At 68.8% G+C, this 15,490-nt stretch carries 15 protein-coding genes and 1 other RNA gene; 3 read left to right on the top strand and 13 right to left on the bottom strand.

The genetic code is table 11. The features are described 5' to 3' along the window. Positions 1-70 precede the first annotated feature (70 nt). Both ABD212_RS11280 and ssrA read right to left on the bottom strand, forming a co-directional pair. A complete protein-coding gene (locus ABD212_RS11280) occupies positions 71-460 on the bottom strand; it encodes a VOC family protein (RefSeq protein ID WP_344094612.1) in 390 nt (129 codons plus the stop codon). Between the two features lie 162 nt (positions 461-622). Further along, positions 623-991: a transfer-messenger RNA gene (gene ssrA / locus ABD212_RS11275) on the bottom strand. A gap of 132 nt (positions 992-1,123) precedes the next feature. Between ssrA and ABD212_RS11270 the strand changes: the two genes are divergently transcribed. Further along, positions 1,124-1,798, top strand: a complete 675-nt coding sequence (locus ABD212_RS11270; protein WP_344094609.1) for an SIMPL domain-containing protein — start codon at positions 1,124-1,126, stop codon at positions 1,796-1,798. Between the two features lie 114 nt (positions 1,799-1,912). Here ABD212_RS11270 and smpB read toward each other — a convergent pair whose 3' ends face one another. The 5 genes from smpB to prfB form a co-directional block, all read right to left on the bottom strand. Further along, positions 1,913-2,389, bottom strand: coding sequence for an SsrA-binding protein SmpB (smpB, locus tag ABD212_RS11265; protein ID WP_344094606.1), 477 nt, complete (start codon positions 2,387-2,389; stop codon positions 1,913-1,915). Between the two features lie 89 nt (positions 2,390-2,478). Then, positions 2,479-3,393 carry a permease-like cell division protein FtsX gene (gene ftsX / locus ABD212_RS11260; protein WP_344094603.1) on the bottom strand — a complete coding sequence of 305 codons (915 nt, stop codon included), beginning with the start codon at positions 3,391-3,393 and terminating at the stop codon, positions 2,479-2,481. Continuing rightward, on the bottom strand, positions 3,390-4,436 hold the full coding sequence (gene ftsE / locus ABD212_RS11255) for a cell division ATP-binding protein FtsE (RefSeq protein ID WP_344094600.1): 1,047 nt from the start codon (positions 4,434-4,436) through the stop codon (positions 3,390-3,392). Before ftsE ends, ftsX begins: the two co-directional genes overlap by 4 nt. Positions 4,437-4,526: 90 nt before the next feature. Further along, complete coding sequence (locus tag ABD212_RS11250; RefSeq protein WP_344094597.1) at positions 4,527-5,309, bottom strand: alpha/beta fold hydrolase; 783 nt, start codon at positions 5,307-5,309, stop codon at positions 4,527-4,529. A 38-nt stretch (positions 5,310-5,347) separates the two neighbouring features. Beyond that, a complete protein-coding gene (gene prfB / locus ABD212_RS11245) occupies positions 5,348-6,457 on the bottom strand; it encodes a peptide chain release factor 2 (protein WP_344094594.1) in 1,110 nt (369 codons plus the stop codon). 186 nt (positions 6,458-6,643) lie between these two features. Here prfB and ABD212_RS11240 point away from each other — a divergent pair, with 186 nt between their 5' ends. Next, entirely contained in the window at positions 6,644-7,939 is a 1,296-nt protein-coding gene (locus ABD212_RS11240) for an MFS transporter (protein ID WP_344094590.1), read from the top strand. Between the two features lie 241 nt (positions 7,940-8,180). Here the strand turns inward: ABD212_RS11240 and ABD212_RS11235 are convergent, their stop codons facing one another. Next, on the bottom strand, positions 8,181-9,143 hold the full coding sequence (locus tag ABD212_RS11235) for a transcriptional regulator TrmB (RefSeq protein ID WP_344094588.1): 963 nt from the start codon (positions 9,141-9,143) through the stop codon (positions 8,181-8,183). 121 nt (positions 9,144-9,264) lie between these two features. On the opposite strand from ABD212_RS11235, the gene ABD212_RS11230 reads away from it, so the two are divergent. Beyond that, positions 9,265-13,146 carry a S8 family serine peptidase gene (locus ABD212_RS11230; protein WP_344094585.1) on the top strand — a complete coding sequence of 1,294 codons (3,882 nt, stop codon included), beginning with the start codon at positions 9,265-9,267 and terminating at the stop codon, positions 13,144-13,146. A gap of 52 nt (positions 13,147-13,198) precedes the next feature. On the opposite strand, the gene ABD212_RS11225 is transcribed toward ABD212_RS11230, so the two are convergent. The 5 genes from ABD212_RS11225 to ABD212_RS11205 are packed head-to-tail and all read right to left on the bottom strand — an operon-like array spanning position 13,199 to position 15,487. Beyond that, positions 13,199-13,951: a class I SAM-dependent methyltransferase gene (locus ABD212_RS11225; protein WP_344094583.1), complete on the bottom strand. Its 753-nt coding sequence runs from the start codon at positions 13,949-13,951 to the stop codon at positions 13,199-13,201. A gap of 38 nt (positions 13,952-13,989) precedes the next feature. Next, the gene (locus tag ABD212_RS11220) at positions 13,990-14,409 is read right to left on the bottom strand and encodes a pilus assembly protein TadG-related protein (RefSeq protein ID WP_344094581.1); all 420 of its coding nucleotides are present in this window, start codon (positions 14,407-14,409) and stop codon (positions 13,990-13,992) included. A 5-nt stretch (positions 14,410-14,414) separates the two neighbouring features. Then, a complete protein-coding gene (locus tag ABD212_RS11215; RefSeq protein ID WP_344094579.1) occupies positions 14,415-14,885 on the bottom strand; it encodes a TadE/TadG family type IV pilus assembly protein in 471 nt (156 codons plus the stop codon). Next, the gene (locus tag ABD212_RS11210; protein WP_344094743.1) at positions 14,860-15,282 is read right to left on the bottom strand and encodes a TadE/TadG family type IV pilus assembly protein; all 423 of its coding nucleotides are present in this window, start codon (positions 15,280-15,282) and stop codon (positions 14,860-14,862) included. The genes ABD212_RS11215 and ABD212_RS11210 overlap by 26 nt, the downstream gene beginning before the upstream one ends. 13 nt (positions 15,283-15,295) lie before the next feature. Next, positions 15,296-15,487 carry a hypothetical protein gene (locus ABD212_RS11205; RefSeq protein WP_344094576.1) on the bottom strand — a complete coding sequence of 64 codons (192 nt, stop codon included), beginning with the start codon at positions 15,485-15,487 and terminating at the stop codon, positions 15,296-15,298. Positions 15,488-15,490 lie beyond the last annotated feature (3 nt).

Raw genomic sequence — 15,490 nt, 5'->3', positions numbered from 1 at the left:
GGCGAGGGTCGACCTCCTCAACGTATCCGGAGGCACCAGGCGCGGCAACGGGGGCGCGCGCCCGCGGCAGTCAGAGTCGCTGATTCAACGCGAGGATATTGCCCTCACTGTCCTCGAACCACGACGTTCTCTCACCCGGCAGATCGGCCACGCCGTTCACAGTAGTGAGGCCCGGGAAGTCGTAATCCTTGAAGACCACACCCTTCTCCCGCAGCGTCGCCATGTCCCGATCCAGGTCGTCCGTCTCCACCGCGAAAACGGTGTTCTGCGCCGTTCCCGCGAACCCGGACCGGTACACCATCAATGGCACGCCACCCAGACGATAGATCACTGACTCCGCGTCGGGAAGCACCTCTTCCGGCGCCAGACCCAGAACATCCTCGTAGAACGATCTGGCGCGTTCGATGTCCGCCGCCGCTATGACTGCCGTACCGCGTGCACCCTCGAACACGGTGACCACTTCCTTTCGTTCGACCCTCCGCTTCGCCCGCGACGATACTCCGGCGCACCTGAGACCGACAGAGCGCTGCACGTGCGGACCCGGCAGGATCCCACAGGACACGACGAAGGCCCGGAAGCACGTGCCTCCAGGCCTTCATCGAATCCCACCGTGACAGCGGCTTGGTGGAGATGGGGGGAATCGAACCCCCGTCCATCGCTGAGTATCTGCGCCTTCTCCGGGCGCATTCTGTGAAGACGTTCTGCTCGGCTCCGACATTTGTCACAGACACCTAAGTCGACGAGCCCAGCCTGGGAAGAGTCCCGCGTGACGTCCAGACGCCGTCACACAGCAAGTCCCCTAGATGACGCCAGGGTCCGTAGCGGGAACGCCTACGGTCTGACGGAGTTCAGGCTCGCTTAGGCAGCGAGGGCGAACTCAGTGCGCTTTGCATTGGCACTTATTGTTTTGCAGAGATCGTTTACGAGATAACCCTGCATCCTCGGCCCGCTTCTCGCAGAATCGCAGGCGATGTCGAAACCGATCATCCCCGTATCCCTCTTTCGAAGGTGGCCGCTGTCACACTGTGGAGTTTCAAGACCGGATGCCGCGGCATCCGAGCACATCAGACTACAACGGATGCCCGACACTTGCCATTCCGGGGCCGCGGATAGGCTCGACTTCATGAGCGAAGTCGTCATCACCGTCCGTGGCGAGCACGAGACTCGCATCGCCCCTGAGGAGGGCGTCGTCCGGCTGTCCGTGCGCACCGAAGGTCCCGACCGGGGCGAGGTGGTCGAGCGGATGTCGAGCCTCGCCGCTCCGCTTCGCGACGACCTCGAGACGCGCAAGGACAGCGGCGTCGTGACCGAGTGGTCGAGTCAGCACGTGTCGGTGTGGGCGAATCGGCCGTGGAACTCCGAGGGCAAGCAGCTCGCCCTCGTGCAGTACGCGTCGGTCGAGATCACGGCCACCTTCGCGGACTTCGCGTCGCTGTCGTGGTGGGTGAGCGACGTCGCCGAGCGCGACGGCATCCAAGTCGACGGCGTCGAGTGGCGGCTCACTCCGGCGACCGCCAAGCGGATCGAGGCCGAAGTGGCCTCGCAGGCAGTCAAGGTCGCGGTGGAGCGCGCGACGGCCTACGCGGGAGCCGTCGGGCTCGCATCGATCTCGCCGCTCGAAATCGCGGATGTCGGACTGCTCGACCACCGCGACTCCGCCGGTGGGCCCCCCGAGATGATGCGAATGGCGAAGGCGTCGTTCGCGATGGATGCCGGGGGCGCGGCACCGTCGGTGCAGCTCGAGCCCGAAGACATCGTGGTGACAGCCGGGGTCGAAGCACGGTTCGTCGCGCGCTGAGCGCTTCAATCGTCGAGCGAGGGAGCGAGACGGAACGCGCCGAACCGTCGAGCAACGGTCCGCGCGTTCCGACTCGGTCGCTTCGCGGCTTCGCTCAACGACCGAGTGGGCGCGTCACTCGCCGAGGCGGTTCTTCGAGCGCATCGCGCGCTCGGCCTCGCGCTTGTCTTCGCGCTCGCGGATCGTCTGGCGTTTCTCGTACTCGCGCTTGCCCTTTGCGACCGCGATCTCGACCTTCGCCCGGCCGTCCGAGAAGTACAGCTTCATCGGGATGAGCGTGTAGCCACCCGCCGAGACGGCATGCGAGAGCTTGATGATCTCGTCCTTGTGCAGCAGCAGCTTGCGGGTGCGCTTCGAGGCGTGGTTGGTCCAGTGTCCCTGCGAATACTCCGGGATGTGCACGGCATCCAGGAACGCCTCTCCGCCGTCGATGTAGGCGTAGCCGTCGGTCAGGTTCGCGCGGCCCTGCCGCAGCGACTTGACCTCGGTGCCCGTGAGAACGAGCCCGGCCTCGTACGTCTTCTCGATGTCGTAGTCGAAGCGCGCGCGACGGTTGGTCGCGACGACCTTCTCACCGCGTTCCCTGGGCATGATGACTCCTCGATCGGATGCCGCATGGTTCAGCCGGTCCCCCTCGGCGTGTCGAGGGGCCCGCGCGGCAGCCTGTCAGTCTAACCGACTCAGGTGCGCAGCCACCGCCGGATGGCGAACCCGGCCGACAAAGCGGCCAGGACGATGCCGATTCCGATCAGCACGGGTATGACGAGCCAGACCTGCGGGATCCCCACCCAGGTCGTCACGAAGTCGACACGTTGTCGCAGGTAGCCGTCGACGCCGAAATGCACGCCGGCGATCACCGCCCCGCTGGCCAGGATCGATCCGATCAGCGCGGCGAACACGCCCTCGAGGATGAACGGGGTCTGGATGAAGCGGTTGGATGCCCCGACCAGGCGCATGATGCCGATCTCACGCCGTCGCGCATAGGCCGACAGACGGATCGTCGTGGCGATCAGCAGCACCGCCGCGATCAGCATCAGTGCGGCGATGCCGACCGCGATGTAGGTGGCGACGGTGAGAGCCGAGAAGAGCGGCTCGAGATACTGCAGCTGATCCTGCACCTGCTCGACGCCCTGCATCCCGGTGAACGCCTCGATGATCACGTCGGACTGCTTCTGGTCGACGAGGTTGATCCAGAAGGTCTGGTTGAGCTGGTCCGGCGTGATGACGCTCGCGTAGTCCTTGCCGAGCAGATCGATGACGTTCTGGTACGCCTCTTGCTGCGTCTCGAAGCGCACGTCGCGGATGAGCGGCGAGAGCGCTGCACTGTCGAGCGTCGCCTTCACCTGATCGAGCTGGTCCTTCGTGGCCACGCCCCCGGTGCACGTCGGCTGCTGCGAGAACGCGGAGCACATGAACACCGCGACCTGCGCCCGGTTGGCCCAGTAGTCGCGCATCGTGCCGATCTGCATCTGCATGAGCATCGCGGCGCCGACGAACGTGAGCGACACGAAGGTAACCAGGACCACCGAGATCACCATCGAGGCGTTGCGCCTCAGTCCATAGAACGCCTCGGACAGGATCAGTCCCGCCCTCACGAGGTCGGCCCCACTTCGTCGTCAGGACTGGTCTCGCCGAGACCCAGCCGGTCGGCCAATCCCAGCTCGGCCACGTCGACGTCGGCCATGTCTGCGACGGGCAGCTGCGGGGTGTGGGATGCCACGCCCGCCGGCGTCGGTTCGTCGACGTCTTCGGGTTCGGGGTCGCGGTGCACGGCATCCGGAATCTCGTCAGCGGCGAGAAGCTGGTCGTCCTCGGACTCGGGCGCGAGGTCGATCGGCTCGAGGCTGGGATCGATCGCCGCCGCGGCTTCGCGCTGCACCTCGAGCACCGCGGTGAGCGCCGCGACCGCGGCCGCTCCGCGCTCGGGCTCGGGCGCGAGGCTGGGAAGCCCGGACGTATCGCCGTACCCGCCGTGGCGCTCGTCGCGGATCATCTCGCCGTGCTGCAGCTCGATGACCCGCCGCTGCATCTGGTCGACGAAGCCGGCCTCGTGCGTGGCCATCACGACCGTCGTGCCCCCGGCGTTGATGCGCGCGAGCAGCTGCATGATGTCGACGGATGTCCCCGGGTCGAGGTTTCCGGTCGGCTCATCCGCGAGGAGCACCTGCGGCCGGTTCACCAGTGCCCGCGCGATCGCGACGCGCTGCTGCTCTCCGCCGGAGAGCTCGTGCGGGAAGCGCTTCTCCTTGCCGGCGAGGCCCACGAGCGCGAGCACTTCCGGCACGGCCTGCTGGATGAATCCGCGGGACGTGCCGATCACCTGCAGCGTGAACGCGACGTTCTGGAAGACGGTCTTCGACGGCAGCAGCCGGAAATCCTGGAACACCGCACCGATGTGCCTGCGGAAGTACGGCACCTTGCGGTTCGAGAGAGTGCGAAGGTCGCGGCCGAGGACGACGACCCGCCCGTCGCTCGGAGTCTCTTCACGCAGGATCAGCCGCAGGCACGAGGACTTGCCCGAACCGGAGGGACCGACGAGGAAGACGAACTCCCCTCGGAGCACTTCGAAGTCGACATCGCTGAGGGCGGGCTTCGCGGTGCCGCGAAAGCGTTTCGTGACGTTCTCGAACCGGATCATTGCCTGATGAGCCTAAGCGGGCCACCCGCGGGGGTGGGCCGCGACACCCGGGGGCGCGGCATCCGCGTGCGGGTCAATCCCCGCGCCGGCTCAGCCGACGCCGACCGTTCGCAGGACGGCTCGGGATGCCTCGAGCACCTGCTCCGGATGGCTCAGGTGCACCGCGTGCTCGGCGCCTGACCACGACAGGAGCGGCGTGTCGAGGGCAGTCGCCAGCCGCTGGTGGGCCGCCCGGATCGTGGAGTCGGACTTGCGATCCGCCGTCACCACGGCAGCAGGCACATGCGGCAGCTGCGACTCGTGGAATCCCCGGGCGAGCGCTTCGAGCCCCACCGCGGACTCGCCGAGCCCCTGCAGATCGACATCCGACATCTTGCGCATCGCGGCCGCGACATCGGGACTCATCCCGTGCCGTTTCACCGAACGCTCGGCGCTCGACCGCACGAGCGCGGACAGCACCCAGCCGATGCCGGGCACGGTCGAGAGGCGCCCGGTGGTGTGCGCCGTGCGCTCCACCTGCCGGGAGAGCTTCACATCGTTGACGGGCGTGGGGTCCAGTAGAACGAGTCCTGCCACGTCCTCTGGGTGATCGCGCGCGAGCAGGACCGCCACCGCACCGCCGAGGCTCTGCCCGACCACCACGACCGGGCCCGTCCCGAGCTCGCTCAGGCTCGCGTGGATGGCGGTCGTGGCGTCGGCCAGACCTCCTTCGACGCCCGAGCCGACGGTGCCGGGCCGGTCGTACAGGATCACCCGGCAGCCCGGATCGGCCATCAGCCCCTCGATCAGCCCCGGATAGAAGCCTTCGACAGCTTCGGCCCCACCCGGAAGCAGCAGCACGGCTGGTCCGGAGTCCCCCCACACCTCACGCATGCGGCGATACTAGCCCGCGCCGAGTCTCGGAAGGCTCGCTAGTCCCCGCTCGGACGCTTGCGCCAGCGGATGCCGGCGGCGATGAAACCGTCGAGATCGCCGTCGAAGACCGCCGAGGGGTTGTTGACCTCGTGCTCGGTGCGGAGGTCCTTGACCATCTGGTACGGCGCGAGCACGTACGAGCGCATCTGGTCGCCCCAGCTCGCCGTGATGTTGCCGGCGAGATCCTTCTTGATCGCGGCCTCCTGCTCCTTCTGCAGGATCAGCAGACGGGACTGCAGCACGCGCATGGCGGCGGCGCGGTTCTGGATCTGAGACTTCTCGTTCTGCATGGACACGACGGTCCCGGTCGGCAGGTGGGTCAGACGCACAGCGGAGTCGGTGGTGTTGACGGACTGGCCACCGGGTCCCGAGGACCGGAACACGTCGACGCGCAGATCGGACTCGGGGATGTCGACCTCGACAGCCTCGTCCAGGAGCGGGATGACCTCGACGGCGGCGAAGCTCGTCTGCCGCTTGCCTGCGGAGTTGAAAGGGCTCATCCGCACGAGACGGTGCGTGCCTGCCTCGACGCTCAGCGTGCCGAACGCGTAGGGCGCGTCCACCTCGAACGTCGCCGACTTGATGCCCGCCTCTTCCGCGTACGACGAGTCCATGATCGTGACCGGATACTTGTGCTGCTCCGCCCACCGCAGGTACATGCGCAGGAGCATCTCGGCGAAGTCCGAGGCATCCACCCCACCCGCGCCGGCGCGGATCGTGACGACCGCGGGACGTTCGTCGTACTCGCCGTCAAGCAGTGTCTGCACCTCGAGCTGGCCCACGATGTCTTCGAGCTCGGCGAGCTCGTGGCGCGCCTCTTCGGCCGCGTCCTCGTCGTCCATCTCGTTCGCGAGCTCGACCATGACCTCGAGGTCGTCGAGGCGGCTCTCGATCCCGGTGATACGGGCGAGCTCGGACTGGCGATGGCTCAGCGCGCTCGTGACCTTCTGCGCCTTGTCGGTGTCGTCCCAGAGGTCCGGAGCGCCGGCCTCTTCGCTCAGCCGGGCGATCTCGGCGGTGAGCGCGTCGACGTCGACAACGGACTTGATGTCGGCGAATGTGGAGCGAAGGGCCTGGATGTCGGCGGACAGATCGAAATCGAGCATGACAGTCCAGACTAACGTGGAAGAGGTGACCGCCGTTTCGTCCCGCCCGCGGCTCTCGGTCGTCGAGCGAGCGAAGCGGCGAGGAGCGTGTCGGGCGGTTGAGCGCGTTTCGTCTCGCCTTCGGCTCGCTCAACGACCCGGAAGCGGCCACCGGACGACCGTGGGCGCAGGACGGCCAGGCGACGGATGAGTGACCGCGCCTCGACGGTGCTGCTGCGGTTCGGACCGATGATCTACGGGCCGACCGTGCTGTTCGCGCTCGGCGAGGGCGCCGTCATCCCGCTGATCCCGGTCATCGCGGCGCAGATGGGGGCGCATGTCGCAACCGCCGCCCTCGTTGCGTCGGCGCTGGTCGTGGGACAGCTCTGGGGCAACATCCCTGCCGGCTGGACCGTCGCCCGCCTCGGCGAGCGCCTCACCATGGCGATCGCGGGAACCCTGTCGATCATCGGCGTGCTGGGAATGGTCCTCGCACCGGCCCTCGGGGTGTTCACGGCATCCGTCTTCCTCATCGGCTTCTGCGCGGCGGCCTTCGGCCTCGCCCGCCACTCGTTCATGACGACCCGCGTGCCGCTGGCATTCCGGGCGCGGGCGCTGTCGCTGCTCGGCGGGACTTTCCGCCTCGGGATGTTCGTCGGCCCGTTCATCGCGGCGGGGCTGCTGGCCGTGTTCGGCAGCGAGCTCGCGGCCATCTGGTTCTTCGGCGGATGCCTCGCGGCCACCGTGCTGCTCGTGCTGCTCGGGCCCGATCCCGAACGACTGATCGGGGCCGAGCCAGAGGCGGCCGGCGACGAGCCGATCATGGCGGAGGACACCGGTGAGGCGGTCACCGGATCGATCCCCACCGCCGCGCTGCGAAGGGCTGAGGGCGGACGGGATGGCGTCTTCAAGACCATGTGGCGCTATCGGCGGGTGCTGTCACGGCTGGGGCTGGCGGCGGCATCCCTCTCGGCCGTCCGCTCCGCGCGCCAGGTCGTGCTGCCGCTGTGGGGCGTGTCGATCGGCCTCGACGCGCAGACCATCGCGCTCGTCGTGGGTGTCTCGGGCGCCATCGACTTCGCCCTGTTCTATGCGAGCGGCCAGGTCATGGACAGGTTCGGGCGGCTGTGGGCCGCCCTGCCTGCAATGATCCTGATGGGGGCGGGATTCCTGGCGCTCGCCTTCACGCACGACCTCGCATCGGCCGAGCTCTGGTTCGGCGTCTTCGCCGCGGTGCTCGGGGTCGGCAACGGGCTGTCGAGCGGCATCCTGCTCACGCTCGGGGCGGATGTGGCACCCAAGGCGGACCCCGCACCTTTCCTCGGATCGTGGCGCACACTGACGGATGCCGGTGGCGCGGTGTCGCCGCTGCTGGTCTCGGCCATCACGGCGATCGCGTCGCTCTCGATCGCCGTCGGAGCCGTCGGCGTGCTCGGATTCGTCGGAGCCCTCGCGTTCGTGCGGTGGGTGCCGAGGTTCGTGCCGCGGGACGTCCCTCGCTGAGCATCCCGGGGCCCGGGCGACCCCCGGCGCTCTGGCCATCCTCCGAGATTCGGGGATCGCCGCCGATACCGGGTCACCACGGGCAGCGGCATCCGAAATCCGGCGCGTTCTCCGAATATCGGATGCCGCTCGCCGACCGGACGGCGTGCGCGTGCCGTCCCGGGGCATGCGCTCGCCGGCCGGAGGGCGTGCGTGGTTCGCCTAGGGCGCTGTGCGCCCGCGCTCGACGACCGAAGGGTCGTCAGACCCACTCGCGCCGGACGGCCTCGGCGCCCAGCTGGATGCGGGTCGTCACGCCCGCGCGCGTCATGAGCTCGGCGATCCGGCGCTGCACCGTTCGCACCGAGATGCCCAGCTGGGATCCCACGACGGCATCGGTGAGGCCGAGAAGCAGCAGCTTGAGCAGGTCCCGATCGAGCCGGTCCGGGCCGTCGACGGATGCTCCATCCGAGAGGAAGTCCGTCGCGCTCGACCAGTACTCCTCGAAGATCGCGATGACGAGGTCGAGCAGACCGCCGGGATTCACCAGCAGGGCCCCCGCCGAACGCCCTTCGCCGCGTGACCGCATCGGCAGCAGCGCCATGTCGTCGTCGCCGATGAACAGCCGAGTAGGCAGGGCCGACAGCACGCGCACCTGCTCTCCGCTGTGCGCGGCCTCACGCGCCGCCGCCACGAACCCGGGGCGCTCGAGCACCGCGCTCTCGACGATGACGCGGTAGCGGACGCCGCGCGCGACCGCGCGATCCTCTTCGACGTTCTCATCCGACGTCATGAACGCGACATCGCTCAGCACGAGGACCCGAACCTCGCGAGTGGCGGCGGCCTGCAGCTGCGCCACGCGCTGACGCACCGCCTCGACCCCGAGGATCACGTCCACCACGTCGGCGGCGTTGCGCTGCTCCGCCGACTGGCGGTACAGCTCGCTCAGGTCCAGAAGCGCCTCGTGCGCACGAGTGAGCCCTCGCTCGCGCTCCAGCAGCAGGGGCTTGAGCGCGATCGCGGGCGGGGATGCCACCACCCGGCCCGACGGAGAGGCTTGACGGGCGAGCAGCCCGAGCAGCTCGAGCTCGTCGATGATCGCCCTCACCCTGGCGACCGGCATCCCGACCGCTGACGCGACCTCTTTCGCGGATGCGGCGGGCACCCCCAGCACACTCCGGTACACGGCCGTGTGCGCGTCATCGAGTCCCAGCGCTTCGAGCACGCCGCTCCTCTCCGCCATGGGACACCGTGGCGGATCCCGGCCATGGCATTTCTCCGCCACAACCATACGCCGCGCGCCATCGTAGGTTCGGGTGGATCCCCTTCCCCAGAGAGGCCCTCGCATGTCACGACCGACGTCATCCGGCCGTCGTCTGCGCTCGATCGTCGCCGCCACAAGCGGCCTCGCGATCGGGCTCGCAGCCGTCGGCGCCACAGCCCTGCCGGCAGCCGCTGCGCCACCTTCCCCTTCCCCCCGAGAAGCCGCGGCTGCCGGCAGCTCCCACACCGTCACACTGATCACCGGCGATCGGGTCAAGGTCACCGACATCGCAGGCGGCAAGCACACCGTCGAGGTTACGACGGCCCAGCCCGGTGCCGGCGTGAAGATGTACGAGGCCGCCGGCGACCTGCACGTCGTTCCCGATGGAGCGACCCCCTACGTCGCGGCGGGACTGCTCGACCCCGACCTGTTCAACGTCTCGCTGCTGATCGAGTACGGCTACGACGACGCGTCCGTCGCCGCCACGCCGATCATCGTCGAGCAGGATGCCGCCGGCCCGCGCACCTTCTCCGCTCCCCTCCCAGGGCTCGACGTGCAGGCGGAGCTGCTCAGCATCGACGCTGCCGCAGCCACGATCGACCACACCGACACCGCTGCGGCGTGGCAGGCGCTCACGGCACCCACAGCCCGCTCTCTCTCGGCCGGACCCTCGCTCGCGGGCGGCATCGCCGCCATCCACCTCGACGGCAAGGTGAAGGCGACGCTCGACTCGAGCGTTCCCTACATCGACGCGCCCGAGGCGTGGGCCGAGGGCTACACCGGCGCCGGCGTCACCGTGGCCGTGCTCGACACGGGCATCGACGACACGCACCCCGACCTGCAGGGCCACATCGCATCCGACTCCAAGAGCTTCGTGCCCGGCGAGGACGTCTACACCGACATCCATGGACACGGCACGCACGTCGCCTCGACGGTGGCGGGCACGGGGGCCGCGAGCGGCGGGAAGAACCGCGGCGTCGCCGACGGCGCCACCCTCCTCATCGGCAAGGTGCTCGGCGGTGCTGACGGCACCGGCCAGGACTCCTGGATCATCGAGGGAATGGAGTGGGCGGGCCGGCACGCCCCCATCGTCTCGATGAGCCTCGGCTCGTTCGGCGCATCCGACGGCAAGGACATCATGTCCGAGGCGCTCGACAAGATCTCCGCCGAGACCGGCGCCCTCTTCGTCGTGGCGGCCGGCAACTCGGGCGCGCCCGAGACCGTGGGCTCGCCGGGTGCCGCAGAGCAGGCGCTCACCGTCGGCTCGGTCGACGACCCGAGCGGAGCGCTCTCGTACTTCTCGAGCCAGGGCCCGCTGTCGCGCTCGGGCGCCATGAAGCCCGACCTCACGGGTCCGGGCAACAACGTCACGGCGGCGCGTTCCGCCGACAGCCCCGGCGACGGCTCGTACGTCACGATGAGCGGCACGTCGATGGCGACGCCGCACGTGGCCGGTGCAGCCGCGATCGTCAAGCAGAAGCATCCGGAGTACACCGCCGCACAGCTGCGGGCAGCACTCGTCAGCACCACCACCGACGTCGGGTACACGCCCTACCAGGGCGGCACCGGTGTGGTGAACGTCGCGGCGGCGATCGACGCTCCGGTCATCGCGTCGGGCTCGGGCGACTTCGGCATGCTCATGTGGGGCGAGGAGCCGACCCCGGTCGTCCGCAGGATCGACTTCACGAACCGCTCCGACGCCGAGGTGACGGTCGCGCTCGACGCGTCGCTGAAGGACACGACGCCCAGCGGTGGCGACGGCGGGCCCGGACCGCTCTCGGTCGACGCGGCCTTCAACGCGTTGACGATGGATGCCGACAGCCTGACCATCCCGGCCGGCGAGACGCGCAGCCTCACCATGACTGTCGACCCGGCGAAGGTGCCGGCAGGAACGCAGCTCTCAGGCGTGCTGGTCGGCTCGTTCGACGGCAAGCCCGTGACCCGCACGGCGCTCGGCACGATCGCCGAGGCGGAGCGGTACGACCTCCACATCACGTCGACCGACTTCGCGGGCGAGCAGACCCTCACCTACGCGTGGCTGTGGAACGCCGACGAGCAGATCGTCGACCCGGTCGCCGTCGAGGGGGAGACCACACTGCGCCTCATGAAGGGCAACTACTCCGTGATGTCCTACATGGAGCTCGACCGGACGCCCGACACGAAGGCGGAGGTGCTGGTCGGAGACCCGCACATCACGCTGGACAAGGACAGCTCGGTCGCCCTCGACGCCCGCACAGCCCAGCAGGTGACACTCGACCTCGGCAAGAGGGGGCTCGACGAGGCATTCCGTCGCATGGACTTCACCGCCGACGGACTGCGGGGCAGCGCCATCATGCCGGTGTGGACCGACGAGATGTGGGCACAGCCCATGAAGCCGACCGATGCCGACGTCGACTTCACCACGCGCTGGCGTGTGATGAAGCCGATGCTCACGGTCGCAGCCGGCAGGAAGCAGCTCGACACCATCATCCAGGCCGGCTCGACCTTCCTCGACGGCAAGCTCTCGGGCCGCGCGGTCAACGCCGGCAAGGGCAGCGTCGCCGATGTCCAGGCGGCCAAGGTCGCCGGAAAGATCGCCGTAGTCACCCGATCAGAGGAGGTGTCGGCATCCCGGGCCGTCGCGAACGCGGCCACCGCGGGCGCGAAGATGGTCATCCTCGCGAACAACGAGGATGCCGAGTTCAGCTCGTGGGTCGGATCCGAGGACTTCGAGTCGTCGGTCGCCATCCCGGTCGCCGGGATCAGCGGTGTCGAAGGACGCGCCCTCCTCGGCGAGCTGGCGAAGAAGCCTGTGACGGTGGATGCCGTCGGCGTGCGGTACTCGGACGTGATCTACGACATCGCTCGCTTCAGCGATGGCCAGATCCCGGCGGACCTGCACTACGCGCCGAAGAAGCTCGCACGCATCGACACCACCTACTACGGCAAGAAGGAGGAGATGGGCGAGTTCCGCGCCGACTTCGCGCCGAAGGTGGGATACAGCGGCGGCTACCCGATGCGGGCGCTGCGTGGCATGACCCGTGCGGAATGGGTCAACACCGACCAGGTCCAGTGGAACCAGGACGTGATGATCCTCGACGACTGGTGGGAGATGCGCGACACGCTGCGCACCTACAAGCCCGGTCAGCACATCGAGACCGGCTACTACGGCGGCATCGTGCGGCCCTACGTCGCCACGGGCTACTGGGTGCCTTACCGCACCTCGGCGTTCGCGCAGGTCAACATTCCCGGCTGGGGTGACGGCATCGACTCGGCGCACACCGGTTCGTTCGACACGTATGCCGAGAACGCCCCGGTGCAGCAGCTCACCGACGTCTGGATCGACGGCGTGCAGCACGCGGCCAGCAAGTACCAGGGCGCGAACGTGTCGGACATCCCCGACGGTACGCACAATTGGCATGTGGTGAGCGCGGCCACGCACGACGGCTCGCACATCCCGTCATCCACCAAGACCGTCTCGGAGTGGAACTTCACGGCGACGGGCGCCGTCGACGACTACGAGTTCCACCTGCTTCCGATGATCCAGGCGTACTACGACGTCGAGATCGGCAAGGACGGACGCGTCGGAGCCGATCGCCGCAAGGGCTCGTCGGTCACACTCGGCCTCGAGCTCGGCCATGTCGCGGGCGCGGACGACTCGGGCAGGATCACCGGCGCGACCCTCGAGGCGCGCACCGCAGGCGGCAAGTGGACGAAGATCTCGCTGAGGTCCGCCTGGACAGATGCGCCCAAGGGTGCGGTGGCGGGCGACGGCGGCACGTTCGTGAAGTCACGGGCGTACGTCAGCGCCTTCACCGGACAGGTGCCGGTCAGCGACAAAGGTGGCTGGGTCGACCTGCGGGTGACCGCGAAGGATGCCGCGGGCAACACCTTCAGCCAGGAGATCACGAAGGCGTTCGAGGCCACGCCGGTGAAGGGCCACGACGGCGGTCACGGGCCGGTCCACGGGCACGACGTCGGCTGACCCTGTGCAGGGTTCGGGGCTCATCCGCTTGCGGGTGGGCCCCGAGCCCGTCTCAGCGCACGGCGTCGAGTTCGGATGTCGACATCCACGGGCCGCTCCACCAGCCCCGCCAGCCGAGACGCGAGGGACCGGTCACCGAGAAGCCCAGCGCACGCAGTTCGGCCTCGTATTCGCGGATGCGCTGGATGTCGGCGACGAGGATGCGGCCGCGTGGCGCCAGCACACGCACCGCCTCGCGGATGGCCTCGCGGCGGCCTTCAGGCGTGGGGATGTTGTGGATCGACAGGCTGGCGGTCACCAGGTCGAACGATCCGTCGGTGTAAGGGAGCTTCGTCATGTCGCCCGTGTCGAGCTTCACCCGGTCGCCGACCCGATTCAGCTCGACATTGCGGCGCGCCGCTTCGATCGAGTTGCCGGACTGGTCGATGCTGCGCCAGAGATCTATGCCTGTCACGGTCGCAGTGGGGAACCGCTGCGCCACCATGATCGCGACCGCCGCGTGGCCGCAGCCGAGGTCCAGCACTCGCGCACGATCGGGCAGCACGGTGCGGCGCAGCATCCGATTCCAGATCACGAACTTGCCACGCAGCGACGCGTGCCAGAACAGCGCGGCGCCGATGAATCCGAGGACCGCGAGCACGACGAAATACCAGGTGGTGACCACGACCCACCATCCGGTGCCCCAGGTCTGGCAGAACACCGCCAGCGCGACCCCGACAGCGCCGATCCCGAGCCACAGCCACGGCACCCAGGGGGCGTCGATCCCGTACTTCCCCCGCGGCCTGAGGGGTGGGCTGTTACTCACACCGCGAGCTTAGGGCGGGTCGCAGTCACTGGGCGGACTCAGTGAAGCGCGGTGCGGCTCGTCGCCGTCGCCTGCAGACCGACGCCCTCCGGCACGAAGAGCGAGACCATCGGCGGATGCCACACGTCCGCGACCGTGACCCGCGCCGAGACACCGTCCGGAGTGCCCGCGGACACCAGGGTCGCTCCCCCGCCCAGCTGAGTGACGAGCGCCTCGGCCTGGCTGTGCACCGCGCCATCGGTCAGCGTCGCGACAGGTCCGCCATCGACGACCGTGAGGGTGAAGCCATCCGCGCCGGCGAGGGCCGCCGCATCCGCCATCGCGTCCAGGCGCTTCTGCGTCAAGTACAGGCTCGTCGCGTCGACACAGACCAGGATCACCGCGATCGCCAGCACGGCGTAGCCGAGCGTCAGCAGCAGCACGCTCCCCTCGTCGTCGCCGCCCGAGGCGTCGCGCACGCGCTTCACCTCTCGTCCCAGAATCGTGAGACCTTCTGCGCGGAAGACGCTTCCACCGGGATGCTCGCAAGGCGATCGAGGCCGAGCACCGGCGGCACGAGCGGCAGCGCCACCCTCGTGCGCAGTGTGACGACGAGCGTGGTGCCGGCCTCGGGGCACCTCGCACCGGCGGGTACGCACTCCATCGTGAAGTGGATCGATGCCGGGTCGATGTCGTACTCCTCGACCACGGAATCCAGAACCTGGGCGGCGACGCCACGCGCCGAGCCGGCATCCGCCGCCTGCGACACGGCGCGCGCGATGTGCCGGGCCCCCGCTTCGACACCGAGCGATTGCCCTTGGATCACGCCGAGCGACACGATCAGGTAGACGATCGGCACGAGGAGGAGCAGCCCGACGACGATGAACTCGAGCGCAGCCGACCCCCGGTCGGGATCGTCGACGCGGGTCTCAGTCGAACGACTCGACGGGTGCATGCGCCGTCACCTCCATCGCGAGCGGTGCGCCGAGCAGGCCGACGACGGGCAGCGTCGCCCGCACCGTCAGCTCGACGGCGGAATGCCCGAGCCGATCGGTTTCGCGGACGTCGATCTCTGTCGCGTAGTCCGCGCCGACGGTGCGGGTGACGATCTCCCTCGTCCGCCGCGCGCCCTCATCCAGCGATGTGTCGGCGAGCGCGGCGTGGAACGCGCCCTCGACTGCGGCGTCGTGGACGACGTTGCGCACGTAGATCGACAGCCCGAGCTGCAGCACACCCAGGGTGAGCAGCGTCAGCATCGTCCCGACGAGGATGAACTCGACCGGGCTCGATCCGCCGTCGTCGGCGACCGCCCTGCGCACGCGCGAGCGGATGCCGTGCACGGCGGAGCGGATGCCGCGCACGGCGTCAGAAGCCGGAGACGCGCGAGATCGCCTGCTCGAACAGGCCCGACAGCGCCGGTCCCGCCAGAGCCCAGATCACGACGACAAGGCCCGCTGTCATGAGCGTGATGAGCACCCAGCCGGGGACGTCGCCGCGGTCGTCCTCGATCGTGTCGCGCAGCCGCACGAGCGCGCGGTCTATGAATGTGTGGAGCATTTC

Source organism: Microbacterium deminutum, from assembly GCF_039530205.1.
Lineage (GTDB): Bacteria > Actinomycetota > Actinomycetes > Actinomycetales > Microbacteriaceae > Microbacterium > Microbacterium deminutum.
This window is presented reverse-complemented; position numbering and strand designations above follow the sequence as displayed.

Excerpts from the sequence above, each read along its gene's own strand:
- ABD212_RS11240 (WP_344094590.1), top strand. The coding sequence starts at position 6,644 with ATGAGTGACCGCGCCTCGACGGTGCTGCTGCGGTTCGGACCGATGATC.
- ABD212_RS11215 (WP_344094579.1), bottom strand. The coding sequence starts at position 14,885 with ATGCACCCGTCGAGTCGTTCGACTGAGACCCGCGTCGACGATCCCGAC.
- prfB (WP_344094594.1), bottom strand. The coding sequence starts at position 6,457 with ATGCTCGATTTCGATCTGTCCGCCGACATCCAGGCCCTTCGCTCCACA.
- smpB (WP_344094606.1), bottom strand. The coding sequence starts at position 2,389 with ATGCCCAGGGAACGCGGTGAGAAGGTCGTCGCGACCAACCGTCGCGCG.
- ABD212_RS11205 (WP_344094576.1), bottom strand. The coding sequence starts at position 15,487 with ATGCTCCACACATTCATAGACCGCGCGCTCGTGCGGCTGCGCGACACG.
- ABD212_RS11270 (WP_344094609.1), top strand. The coding sequence starts at position 1,124 with ATGAGCGAAGTCGTCATCACCGTCCGTGGCGAGCACGAGACTCGCATC.
- ABD212_RS11250 (WP_344094597.1), bottom strand. The coding sequence starts at position 5,309 with ATGCGTGAGGTGTGGGGGGACTCCGGACCAGCCGTGCTGCTGCTTCCG.
- ABD212_RS11230 (WP_344094585.1), top strand. The coding sequence starts at position 9,265 with ATGTCACGACCGACGTCATCCGGCCGTCGTCTGCGCTCGATCGTCGCC.
- ftsE (WP_344094600.1), bottom strand. The coding sequence starts at position 4,436 with ATGATCCGGTTCGAGAACGTCACGAAACGCTTTCGCGGCACCGCGAAG.